The organism is Paenibacillus sp. FSL M7-0656, from assembly GCF_038003225.1.
GTDB classification, from domain to species: Bacteria; Bacillota; Bacilli; order Paenibacillales; family Paenibacillaceae; genus Paenibacillus; species Paenibacillus amylolyticus.
On sequence record NZ_JBBOOT010000001.1, the window covers coordinates 4,697,972 to 4,710,092 of the forward strand.

The following is a 12,121-nucleotide window of genomic DNA, read 5'->3' on the forward strand; positions in this document are numbered from 1 at the left end:
CGAAGAAAAGTGTTCTTGTTTATACAAGAGCACTTTTCTTTTTGTTTTTTAAGTCGAACTAACCCTGTATAACACATCATATTCTTCGAAAATCAGGAAGACCCTTCGATCGCTGTTATCCCCAGATTTCTTTTATTTCCTTTAAATAAGGGAGAAATCTTGTGATAAAGGCGAACACTTCGTTTCTCCAGGTTCTTTCTGTTTTCTACGTAAGATGTGTTATCAATTTAGTTCAACTTAATGGTTGGGTTGTTAAAACACATATATCAGGGGGAATCAGGATCATGATGAAAAAGTGGATTAGCGGTTTGGCAGCAGTGGCAATGACATCATTATTACTTGCAGGTTGTGGCAGCAGCACGGATGATGCAACAGGCGGATCAGGCAGTGGGGGAACCGCAGCGAACAAATTGGTTATCTCCACTTGGGGCTTCTCTGAAGATTTCTTCAATGAAGAAGTATTTGGTCCATTCGAAAAAGAACATAATGTAGACATCGTGCTCGAAGTCGGCAATAATGCTGAACGTCTGAACAAAATCCGTCAAGGTACATCAAATGTCGATGTCATCTACCTGTCTGATTATTATGCACAACAAGGTATCGATGAAGGTCTGTTTGAGAAAATTGACCGCTCCAAAATTCCAAATGTAAATGACATTTATGATATTGCCAAAGCACCACTTGGTGAGGATTATGGCCCGGCCTACACGGTTGGACAGCTCGGTATCGCTTATAACCCGGATCTCGTATCCAAAGAAGTGACTTCATGGAGTGACCTGTGGGACCCGGCGTTCGAAGGTAACCTGACCATTCCGAATATTACGGCAACAGCAGGCCCGATGGTTGTGGATGCAGCTTCCCGTGTAGCTGGAAACGATACGTTTAATGAAGATGCGGCATTTGCTGAACTGAAAAAAATGAGCGGCAATGTGGTGAAATTCTACAGTCAAACATCCGAATTCGTGAACATGTTCTCCCAAGAAGAGATTGCTGGCGGACCGATCATGGAAATGTATTTCAAAGATCTGAAAGCAGCCGTGCCTAATGCGAAGTTTGTTACACCTAGCGAAGGTGCATATGCCGTGATGAACACAATCAATGTCGTGAAGGGCAGCAAAAACAAAGAGCTGGCTGAAGAGTTCATCAACTGGCAGCTTAGCCAGGATGTACAAGCAAAATCTGCCAAAGCTAAAGTCGATTCCCCGGTTAATACAAAGGTTGAACTGACTGCTGAAGAAGCAGAAGGCGTAACATACGGCGCTGAAGTTGTTGAGAAGCTGAACAAGCTGGATATGGAATTCGTGAATCAACAGGTTAAAGGCTGGACAGATCGCTGGAACCGCGAGATTGCACAATAAACAAGTAACCGACTGACTTAAAAGTTATCTTTGGTCAACATGTTTAACTTATATCATTTGCAGCAAGCAACCATATCACCGCATAGGAGTTGAGAACGGATGAGTGAAGCGCAAAATCGCATCATTCTGGACGTGGACACGGGGATTGACGATGCACTGGCGATTTTGCTGGCAGTTAAAAGCCGGAAGCTGAACATCCTCGGCATCACCACGGTCTGTGGGAACGTATCACTCCAGCAGGCAACAGAGAATACATGCAAAATTCTTGAACTCGCGGGTGCACCTGAAATTCCGGTCATTGCCGGAGCAGCTGGGCCACTCACTCGCAAGTCGCATTATGAACACCGGGTACATGGACAGGACGGATTGGGGGGTGCGCTGCCTGATCCGGCCGTGTCTAAGAAAGCCGAGGAAGGTTTTGCGCCAGACTTTATCGTGGAACAAGCCAAGCAATATCCGGGCGAACTGACATTAATCATGACCGCACCCTTAACGAACTTGGCACTCGCGCTGATGAAGTGTCCTGAATTGCCTTCTTTATTGAAGGAAGTCATCTTCATGGGTGGCGTAGTTCGTGGACATGGCAACATTACACCAACCGCCGAGTACAACACATACGCTGATCCAGAGGCCGCACGCATCGTACTGCACGCAGGCATCGAGAAGCTTACCCAAGTCGGATTGGATGTGACGCGTCAAACATTGCTGAATGAAGCAACGATTGAGCGTCTCACTGATCCTGCACTTCGCGCGTACGTTGCTCAAAGCACGGAGATTTACATCAACCGTTACGAACAAATGAACGGCGTCCGCGCTTGCGCTTTACATGATCCACTAGCCGTAGGCGTAGTCCTTGCCCCGGAACTGGTAGGACGCAAATCGTATTACGTCGATGTCGAAACCGCCAGCCGCCTGTGCGATGGCCAGATGGTATGTGACTTCCAAAACCGTTTAGGCGAGCAGCCCAACACCCTCGTCTGCGAAACTGTAGATGCGGAAGCATTCCTTGAACTGTTTATCAACGCATTAAATGCGTAGTTGCTCTGCCCAATAAGATATTTATACGATTGCGGAGAGTGCAGAACCGATCTGGAGAAGCGAAGCGTTCCCCTTTATTCCCCGAATTTCACCTATGAGAATGAATCAAAAAATCGGGGGATAACAGGGATCGAAGGACGGTACTGCAGTCGGAGTACTCAAGTATCAATCTCGAATTAAATTACAAGTCAGGAGTATCGCGATGAAGAAATCAGTAATCTACTGGCTATTGCTGCCGGGATTCGTGTTTTTGGCGGCATTTATGATCATTCCGATTGTCCTGACGATCGGGTCGACGTTTTTCCAAGAAAACTCCTTCACGTTTGAAGGATACATGCATTTTTTCAGAGACCCATACTTTTTGAAAATATTGCTTACGACGCTGCAAGTCAGCGTGGTCACCACCATCGTCTGTGTGGTGCTCGGATTCCCGACAGCTTATTATATTTCGCAGAAAGCGCCGCGTCGCAAAGGCATTTTGCTGGCACTGGCGATCTTCCCACTGCTGACGAGCCCGGTCGTGCGCTCGTTTAGCTGGATGATTATCCTTGGACGCAAAGGGCTGATCAATAACACCCTTGTTGGTCTGGGTATCGTGGACAAGCCGCTGGACATTCTGTACACGCCGGCAGCGATGATGATCGGTCTGACACACCTGTTCCTGCCACTGATGATTATCTCTCTGGTGGGCGTGCTGGAGAACATTGACGGTGACCTGCTCAAAGCAGCACAAAGTCTGGGTGCATCGCGCATTACGGCATTCCGCCGGGTCGTGTTCCCACTGGCTGTGCCAGGACTTGTGATCGGAGCTGTGCTTGTCTTTGTCGGAAGCCTGACGGCGTATACCACACCTGCCCTCCTTGGAGGAAAACAGCGTGTAATTGCTACGTTCCTGTATCAAAACGCCATGACCCTCAACGACTGGTATCTGGCCTCGGTTGTTGCCGCGATTATGATTGTGATTACATTTGTCGTGGTTGGTGTCATGAACAAAATGGCCAAAACTTTAAATCCGAAGGGGTAGACATATGCGGGAGAAACATATCGGGCTGGGCCTGTTCAGTCTGCTGGTCTTTATCTTTCTGCTGGGCCCGCTTCTGATCATATCGGTCACTTCGTTTGAACCGGGAACGGTACTCAAATTTCCGCCGGAAGGGTTCTCCTTCCGCTGGTATGAGAATATTTTCAACACAGGCGGTTTCCTCCGCACATTCCAGACGTCCATCATCATTTCCTTACTGGGAAACTTGTTGGCACTGGTGCTCGGAGTTCCGGCTGCGTATGCACTTAGTCGTTACGATTTCAAAGGCAAGTCCGTGCTGAACGCACTGTTCCTGTCCCCGGTACTGATCCCGGGAATCGTGCTTGGTTTTACATTGATGAAATACCTGATCGTAATCTACCATCTGCCGATGTATCTCGGACTGTTGATCGGTCATACGATTATCATGCTTCCATTCATCATTCGGGTTATCGCGTCGAGTCTGTCGAGCTTTGACTTTGCAGTGGAAGAAGCTGCGCTGAGTCTTGGTGCGGGACGGGTAAGAACGTTCTTCACGATCGTGCTTCCCAACATCCGCTCAGGAATTATCGCTGCCGTGCTGATTGCTTTCCTGGAGTCCTTCAACAACGTGGACATCTCGGTGTTCATGACCGGACCAGGGGTAAGCACATTACCGATTCAGATGCTGACGTATGTGGAGAATTATTTTGACCCAACGATTGCAGCGATTTCCGTGCTGTTGATGGTACTGACCGGACTATTAATGTTCGTGATCGAACGGATCATGGGCGGATTTTCATACTTTACTAAACGTTAATTGGAGGCGCAGAACGCTATGGCATTGCTGACATTAGACCACGTATCCGTGGCATACGATAAGCAGACAATCCTGAAGGATTTTCAGTTGGAGCTGGAAAAAGGTAAACTGCTCTCCCTGCTCGGACCGAGCGGTTGCGGCAAAACAACTACGCTGCGCCTCATCGCCGGATTTCTGGAAGCATCACAGGGCAAGTTTATGTTCGGCGGCAAGGATTATACGAAGGTTCCGGCGAACAAGCGGAACTTCGGATTTGTATTTCAGAGTTATGCGTTATTCCCGCATCTATCTGTCTATGACAACGTGGCCTTTGGCCTGCGGATGCGCAAGGTGAAAGACAAGGATATCTCTTCCCGTGTGATGCGAATCCTGGAAGTCGTTAACCTGAATGGATTTGAGAAACGTTTTCCACAAGAACTGTCCGGTGGACAGCGTCAGCGTGTAGCCATTGCTCGTGCATTGGTCATTGAACCTGACCTGCTCTTGTTCGACGAACCGCTCAGTAACCTGGATGCCAACCTGCGCCTCAACATGCGGGTGGAGATTCGCCGCATTCAGCAAGAGCTGGGCATCACAACGCTGTATGTCTCTCATGACCAGGAAGAGTGCTTCTCGATCTCGGATCAGGTAGCGATTATGAACAAAGGCGTGGTTGAGCAGCTCGACCGCCCGGAAACCATTTTCAAATATCCGGCAACGGAGTTTGTAGCACGATTCATCGGGTTCCATAATTTCATTGAATTCGCGGAGCGCAGTGATGCAGGTGAATTAATCACACTGAGCGCAGGTGGACGCACATTTACAGCAACTGCGCATCCCGGAACAGCACGTCCCGGTGCTCGTAAAGGCGCAATTCGTCCGGATGATCTGATCGTTAGTGGAGATACCTCTGCGAATGTGATGAACGCCTTGCCGGGGATTATCAAGGTCAGCACGTATCTGGGACGCAGTTATCAGTATGTAATCGAGACGGAACTGGGTGACTTTACAGCAAATCAAGAGATGGAAACACCATACCTTAGCGGGCAACGTGTTAGCCTGATCTTCCCACAGGACAAGCTTGTACTGGTGGAGTAGTCGTGAATGTAAGGAACAGTATTAAGAAATAAGAGCAACAAAGAAGGCATTTCATGCGATGATTCCCGGACGATGGCAGCGGTGCGCAGTCATGTGCAGTACAGCAGATTAAAGTGCAGGTTCATTGTCCGGTTCGCATCATGGTGAAATGCTTGTGAAGAAGGAGATTATGCCCCATGCGTGCAGATCAACTGATTGTAAATGTACATGTGTATAACAGTTATTATAAACGGTTTGAAATGAACAACGTCGCTGTGTTGGGCGGCAGATTCCTTTATGTTGGACCCGGTGGACCTGAGTTGATTCAGGCAGATGAAGTCATTGATGCGCGGGGAAGATACATGATTCCTGGCTTGATCGATATCCATCTGCATATCGAAAGTACGATGGTGACACCGGAAACCTTTTCTCATGGTCTGATTGGCTGCGGGGTAACATCGATTGTCGCAGAACCGCATGAGATGGCAAATGTGTTCGGGCTGGAAGGTGTGCAGGAGATGATGGCTGTGAGTCGGGACACCACCGTGGATATGTTCTATGCGATCCCAAGTTCCGTTCCGGCAACCCCGATGGAGACAACAGGTGGTTCGATTGAAATTGAAGATATGGACGTGTTGCTCGCGACTGGCGAGATCATCTGTCTGGGCGAGATCATGAACTATGTTGATGTCATCCGTGATCCTGAATGCAAGACAAACCAGATTTTACAGCATATTCGCAAAAACTATCCGGATCTTGTGATCGAAGGACATACACCGAAACTGCTTGGACTTGATCTGCATCGACTGATCTACGCAGGTATTGATTCCGATCATACTCATCAGAGCATTGAGGGATTACAGGCTCGGATTGCGGCAGGTATGTTTATTGAAATTCAAGAGAAATCAATGACCCCGGAAGTCATGGAGTACCTGATTCAGCATGATGTGGCGCAGCATTTCTGCTTCGTAACAGATGATGTAATGCCGGATTCACTGGTGGAGCGTGGTCATCTGGATCATATCGTACGCAAGGCAATTCAGATGGGGATGCGTCCGGAAGACGCGATTTATGCAGCAACATCAACCCCTGCTTCCCGGATGAAAATGACCGATCGTGGCAGCGTTGCCCCAGGCAAAGTAGCCGATTATGTGTTGTTATCTAACCTGGAGGAGCTCGCTATTGATCAGGTGTACAAAAACGGCCGCAAAGTTTATGACGGTTACGAACCGTATAAGCAGGAACGCATAACCGGGCAGTTCCCACCTCATTTCTATAAGAGTGTACAGTTGGAGAAGCTGGGCGTAGCAGATTTTGCAATTCAGTTGTCAGACCCGAAAGTCAATGGATCAGGTATTGATCTCGCTGGTGAAGGTGAGCACCAGTGCCGTGTCATGATGGTGAAGGATGGTTCTACCTTTGTGGAAGAGCATATTGCACCGGTTCAGTCCTCGGATGGTGAATTACGCTGGGAAGAAAGCGGATATGCGCAGATCGCGACCTTTGAACGTTATGGTGTGAACGGCAATCGTGCACATGGTCTGATCGGTGGAGACACTATCAAACGTGGTGCTATTGCAACGACATATTCACACGACAATCACAACCTGCTGGTTGTAGGACGTAATCGTGAAGATATGATATTGGCAGCTAACACGGTAATTTCGAGCCAGGGTGGGTTCTGTGTGGTGGAAGATGGCAAGGTGCTGTCCCATCTGGAACTTCCTGTAGGTGGCATTTTGACGGAGGAACCACTTGCAGTGGTATCCCATCAAGTGAAGGAACTGAGAGCAGCGATGTTGTCTCTTGGTTACGTGCATTACAATCCGATCATGTCGATTAGCACCCACTCCCTTGCGGTAAGTCCCGCGCTGAAGATTACGGACTATGGCCTGATTGATGTGAATGCAGGTAAGGTTGTATCGTTGATTGTATAGACTGAAGACACATATGTCGTGAAAAAACACCCTATTTCACAATTGTGAGCTAGGGTGTTTTTGTCTGTGCTTGTTGGAATTATTATTTTAGCAACTTCTCTGGGTTCTTCACTTTAATGGAAACAACTTCGCCGCAATCCAGACAAACCGTGTACATTTTTTCCACACCGAGAGTCATTTTCTTATCCAATGGACGAAGGTTGATGTAATCCGATGCTTCTACGAAAGATGTTCCTCCGCAATCATGACATTTCTTTTCTGATATACTCATAAGTTCATTCCACCTTTTATTCATTTGTAATGTGTTCATTAATATAATATTCATTAAATGGAAATACAAAATTATCTAATTATTCATCGTAGATTAGGGTCCGTTAGTCCGTGTAACCTAAATTTTTATTTTGCCTTCTAAAGTCCACTCCAAATATTTGGACACTGAAGGTGCGACCCATTTTCGGCTGTCATTTTCATGATTCCACACAAACACGTCATCTCTACACGTTCCATCCCCTGTCACAGGAAAAGCAAATAAATCCCCAATCCCACTTTCCCCGAAGAAGAGCAGGTGATCAAAGGGCATGTAGTAATCTTGGGAGTGGTCATCCCGATAATGTCTGTTTTCATTCTTAATTCGATCTTCTGACCAGATAAGTCCCAAATCGTAAATAGCTCTGACTCCATTGGTTTCGAGCAATATTTCTTTTAATTCACGAGGGAGCGTAACCTGTAAGGAGTCTTCCACCTTTGCAATGTCATCACCAGATGCAGGGGGACTGAACGTATACTCCTTCGAAATGCTATGAAGATGCTCTTTCCACATGAATAAAGGCCTCCTCGATATATTCTAACTGTCAGTAACGAATGAAACGGTATGTAATTGATTGAAAAAAGAAGTCCTTCTTAACTTAAAAGGCTACTGATTTTGATGTAGCGCAGTAATGTTATGTAAGGACTACTCTTCTAACTCCAGTTTACCAAGTTAGCCAACCGCTCGTTCGTTTATAGTTGTGCAGAAGATCGTATTGCTCGTGGTGCATGAGACGCTTCATTTTGGTTCTATACAGACGATAATCATGTTTACGATCGGGTTTACTTTCTTTGTTGTAATGCGTGCTCTTGATTCCTTTACGGTGATCTTTCAGCTTTTCTTTTCTTGGATCAATGAACTTCTTGTTGTGTCTCTGTGCAAAAGCTGTTTCATTTTCCCATGATTGAATCTCTTCCTGTGTGAACATCTTCATCCCCGTTGTACCGGGCTAGATTTTGGCTTGAGTAGCCAGTGCCTTGAGCACAACTAATAGAAGAAGAATTTTGGGTTGAACATCGTCATCACCTCAGATTTAATCATCCTTATTTTAACATATAAAGCCGTCCGATCAATTCTGGTCTAAGCGTTATTATGGGCACTGTTCTGGAGTAGAGATGATCACGCAACAAATCCCTTTTGGACGAGGCATAGGAATACATTTATAGTAGTAAGAAAAGAGTGTTTGGACGCAAAAGCAGGAGGATAGACAACCATTATGAGTGAAATAAATAATGCTAAAACCATATTTTTCGACGTAGATGATACGTTATATGATCACTTGCAGCCACTTCGTGGCGCGTTGCAGGACGTTCTCGGCCTGCCCGATGAGTTCCCTTATGCTGAGGCCTATCATCGTTTTCGTTATTATAGTGACTGGCTGTCTGCACAAGAAGATCTGTCCGCTGTACCAGAAGCGGATGCAGTAGAGCGAATGCGCCGTCGGAGGTTTGAGTTGACGATGGAAGAGTTCGGACTCCCCCTACAATCGGGACAGGCTGAAGAACTACAAGCACAGTATCTGAGCAGACAGTTTGAGATTGTACCTTTTGAAGGAGCGTATGAGTTAATCAGAAGGCTTCAGGCAGAAGGCCATACCGTTGGTCTAATCACCAATGGAGAAGGAGAGCATCAGCGCCGCAAGCTTGAAGCACTGGATGTGCTCAGTCTCGTGGACGAGCATCTGATCTTCATCTCCGGTACAACTGGTTATGCGAAGCCGGATCGCAGGTTGTTCGAATATGTGAGTAAGCAGTCCGGGACAGATGCCCGTTCCAGCTATTATATTGGAGACTCGTGGCGTAATGATGTGGTAGGTGCAGTGGATGCAGGCTGGACAGTCATCTGGTTCAACCATCGGGAGGCGCTACCGGAATCTGATCATCAACCTCATTTTGTAGCTTCAAGCTATGAAGAGATCAGTCGTATTCTGACTTTTGAGGTTGTTCAAGCTTAAGTAGATTTATGTTTAGAGGAGCAGTCTTGTTACCGTCTTAGGTACAGGTCTGCTTTTTTATATTATACCTTCTATAAAGGCATCATTAATGAGGTGTCTAACTCTTCGCTTTCAATTACAATTGCCATGAGTCCAGCTTCTGTTTTGGTTTCGTGCCATTCATGTTTATCCCAGAGAACCGCTTCGCCACAACGAACTTTGATGTATTCATTTGCTTCCCCTCTAACCCAACCCTCTCCACTTACGATTAAAAGGAGTTGAGGAACTACAGCTTGGTGATAACCTATGACCCCACCCTCAGCTAAATGCATACATCCGATATGAGCTGCTTTGTTGGTCTGCGTTATACGTGACATTACGAAATTAGAATCGAATTTGGTAATCTTCTTCCCTGACTCTTGTTTAAATTGAAATATCCTCATCTTTACCTCCGCAATAGTGACTAAGTTAACTTCCTATAATGGTAACTATCTTTATGATGGGTATCATCCTATTTCACTAATTTATGGATAATCCGATCAGATGAGTCTACCATAACTCCAATAGGTTGGGGAGAGTTTGCTTAAAATCATCTTTTTTAATTAGCCTGTGCCCATGTTTCTATGAAGCTGTGCTTCATGAAATCTTCATTTGAAAGAGTAGTTCAGAGCCTTCCCAAACAGGATATGCGGTGTTATAATTAAAACAAGATTTAGATTAAGTCTAAATTAAAAAGAAGCGAATCAAAGCAATCCATTATAAAATTCAAATTCTATTTTTATATTCGAGAGGGGATAAATTCCATGAGCACAATCCAAACTAGAAACAACACTTTTGCTAACAATGCCACCGCACTTCAAGAGGTCCTGAACCGTCAGATCGCAGGTTGGTCCGTATTGTACACGAAACTGCATAACTTCCACTGGTATGTCCAAGGGCCTCATTTCTTCACACTACATGCCAAATTCGAAGAACTGTATAACTTAGCTACGGCAAATATGGACGAAGTTGCAGAACGTTTGCTTGCTATTGGTGGACGTCCGGTAGCTACGATGACTGAACAGTTGCGTCTCTCTCCGATTGAAGAGGCACAAGGCCGGTTGTCTGCTGAACGTATGGTAGAGTCGGTGGTTGCTGATTTGCACACGATGGTGGAAGTGATTCGTCAAGGCATTCACGAAGCAGGAGAAGCGGAAGATAACGCAACGGAAGATATGCTGATTGGATTCACCGCTGCGCTGGATAAAGAGGTCTGGATGTTAACTGCATTTCTGGGCAAATAAGCAAGGTCACCCTACATCCTGACAACGATATGTAGAGTCCGTGAACAAAGTGTCCGTTCGCTTACAAATCCGGTGCGCTTGCCGTATAATGATGGCATTCAAGATGTACAGAATGGTGGAATGAACGATGCGGTCAGACCTGGAACAATTGCAGGAAGAAGCTGAACGGTTTATATATACATGTTATGAAGAGCTGGGCCATTCGCGTGAAGACGCAGAGGCCCGGCTTGTTGCCGTTATGGGAGAGATCGAAGTAACTGGTACTTATGTGCATACCACAGAGGAATTGGAGCAGGGTTGTAAAATGGCATGGCGGAACAGCAACCGTTGCATCGGGCGTCTGTTTTGGGATAAATTGCGGATCGTGGACGCCCGTCACGCTGATACGGCAGGAATGGCAGCAGAAGCTGTGCTGAATCATATCCATGTGGCATCCAACGCTGGCAAAGTAATCCCGATGATTACCATCCTTCCAGCGGATGGGCCGAATGGAACTCCGGTACGCCTCTGGAATCATCAGCTTATTCGTTATGCGGGATATGAGACAGAGCAAGGTATTATCGGAGATCCTGCTTCGGTGGAGCTGACCAAGGTGGCGATGTCACTTGGCTGGCAAGGGGCAGGTAGCCCCTATGATGTGTTACCGCTCATTATTCAGGCACAAGGACAAGCCCCAGAGTGGTATGTTGTGCCAGAAGAAGAGATTGTGGAAGTTCTTATTGAACATCCGGAGCAAGTGGAAATTGCCGAGCTGGGCATGCGCTGGTACGGTGTGCCGATGATTGCTGATATGCGACTGGAGATTGGCGGTATATCTTATCCAGCAGCACCATTCAATGGTTGGTATATGGGTACCGAGATCGGCGCCCGTAATCTGGCGGATACGTTCCGGTATAACAAGCTGCCTGCGGTGGCGGAAGCGTTTGGATTGAATACGTCGAGTGAAACGACGCTGTGGAAGGATCGTGCGTTAGTTGAGCTGAATGTGGCTGTGCTGCATTCGTTCAAAAAAGCAGGTGTGAGCATTGTGGATCACCACACGGCGGCAACGCAGTTCGATTTATTTGAACAGCGGGAAGAGAAGGCTGGGCGTGAACTGACCGGAGATTGGGTGTGGCTGATTCCGCCAGTATCCCCGGCGACAACACATATTTTCCACAGCTCCTATCGTAATGAGATCGTGAAGCCGAACTTTTTCCGTCAGGATCAGGCGTATACCCTGAAAGATGGCGTGGCATCTGCCGCAGAACTGCGAAGCAGTGAGCAGCAGAATGCACAGGTAGAGAATCACCAGCCGCAGGCCGGAGATGCACCAATGAAATGCCCGTTTGCACATTAAATTGTGCAGACGGGTTATTTTTTGTGATCCTTTTTTATCAAACGAAGGGC

The 12,121-nt window shown here is 46.8% G+C and carries 13 protein-coding genes; 9 read left to right on the plus strand and 4 right to left on the minus strand.

Annotated elements, in window-relative coordinates:
- The first annotated feature begins 287 nt into the window (after nucleotides 1-287).
- From MHI01_RS20800 to MHI01_RS20825, 6 genes are all read left to right on the plus strand, one after another.
- The gene (locus tag MHI01_RS20800; protein WP_340984885.1) at nucleotides 288-1,358 is read left to right on the plus strand and encodes an ABC transporter substrate-binding protein; all 1,071 of its coding nucleotides are present in this window, start codon (nucleotides 288-290) and stop codon (nucleotides 1,356-1,358) included.
- A gap of 99 nt (nucleotides 1,359-1,457) precedes the next feature.
- Nucleotides 1,458-2,396 carry a nucleoside hydrolase gene (locus MHI01_RS20805; RefSeq protein WP_340984019.1) on the plus strand — a complete coding sequence of 313 codons (939 nt, stop codon included), beginning with the start codon at nucleotides 1,458-1,460 and terminating at the stop codon, nucleotides 2,394-2,396.
- A gap of 202 nt (nucleotides 2,397-2,598) precedes the next feature.
- Entirely contained in the window at nucleotides 2,599-3,420 is an 822-nt protein-coding gene (locus MHI01_RS20810; RefSeq protein WP_036612869.1) for an ABC transporter permease, read from the plus strand.
- Between the two features lie 4 nt (nucleotides 3,421-3,424).
- Nucleotides 3,425-4,216 (plus strand): ABC transporter permease, encoded by a 792-nt coding sequence (locus tag MHI01_RS20815; protein ID WP_017691790.1) that lies wholly within the window; start codon nucleotides 3,425-3,427, stop codon nucleotides 4,214-4,216.
- 18 nt (nucleotides 4,217-4,234) lie between these two features.
- On the plus strand, nucleotides 4,235-5,293 hold the full coding sequence (locus MHI01_RS20820) for an ABC transporter ATP-binding protein (RefSeq protein ID WP_339284612.1): 1,059 nt from the start codon (nucleotides 4,235-4,237) through the stop codon (nucleotides 5,291-5,293).
- A gap of 176 nt (nucleotides 5,294-5,469) precedes the next feature.
- A complete protein-coding gene (locus tag MHI01_RS20825; protein ID WP_340984020.1) occupies nucleotides 5,470-7,209 on the plus strand; it encodes an adenine deaminase in 1,740 nt (579 codons plus the stop codon).
- A gap of 82 nt (nucleotides 7,210-7,291) precedes the next feature.
- Here the strand turns inward: MHI01_RS20825 and MHI01_RS20830 are convergent, their stop codons facing one another.
- The 3 genes from MHI01_RS20830 to MHI01_RS20840 form a co-directional block, all read right to left on the minus strand.
- Nucleotides 7,292-7,480 (minus strand): hypothetical protein, encoded by a 189-nt coding sequence (locus MHI01_RS20830; protein WP_036612861.1) that lies wholly within the window; start codon nucleotides 7,478-7,480, stop codon nucleotides 7,292-7,294.
- Between the two features lie 117 nt (nucleotides 7,481-7,597).
- Complete coding sequence (locus MHI01_RS20835) at nucleotides 7,598-8,029, minus strand: SMI1/KNR4 family protein (protein WP_036612858.1); 432 nt, start codon at nucleotides 8,027-8,029, stop codon at nucleotides 7,598-7,600.
- Between the two features lie 151 nt (nucleotides 8,030-8,180).
- Complete coding sequence (locus tag MHI01_RS20840) at nucleotides 8,181-8,444, minus strand: hypothetical protein (RefSeq protein WP_051447285.1); 264 nt, start codon at nucleotides 8,442-8,444, stop codon at nucleotides 8,181-8,183.
- 288 nt (nucleotides 8,445-8,732) lie between these two features.
- On the opposite strand from MHI01_RS20840, the gene MHI01_RS20845 reads away from it, so the two are divergent.
- Nucleotides 8,733-9,470 (plus strand): HAD family hydrolase, encoded by a 738-nt coding sequence (locus MHI01_RS20845; RefSeq protein ID WP_340984021.1) that lies wholly within the window; start codon nucleotides 8,733-8,735, stop codon nucleotides 9,468-9,470.
- 71 nt (nucleotides 9,471-9,541) lie between these two features.
- On the opposite strand, the gene MHI01_RS20850 is transcribed toward MHI01_RS20845, so the two are convergent.
- Entirely contained in the window at nucleotides 9,542-9,892 is a 351-nt protein-coding gene (locus MHI01_RS20850) for a cupin (protein ID WP_127548865.1), read from the minus strand.
- Between the two features lie 360 nt (nucleotides 9,893-10,252).
- Here MHI01_RS20850 and MHI01_RS20855 point away from each other — a divergent pair, with 360 nt between their 5' ends.
- Both MHI01_RS20855 and MHI01_RS20860 read left to right on the plus strand, forming a co-directional pair.
- Nucleotides 10,253-10,732: a Dps family protein gene (locus tag MHI01_RS20855; protein ID WP_179088680.1), complete on the plus strand. Its 480-nt coding sequence runs from the start codon at nucleotides 10,253-10,255 to the stop codon at nucleotides 10,730-10,732.
- 127 nt (nucleotides 10,733-10,859) lie between these two features.
- Nucleotides 10,860-12,071 (plus strand): nitric oxide synthase oxygenase, encoded by a 1,212-nt coding sequence (locus MHI01_RS20860; protein WP_340984022.1) that lies wholly within the window; start codon nucleotides 10,860-10,862, stop codon nucleotides 12,069-12,071.
- The last annotated feature ends 50 nt before the right edge of the window (nucleotides 12,072-12,121 follow it).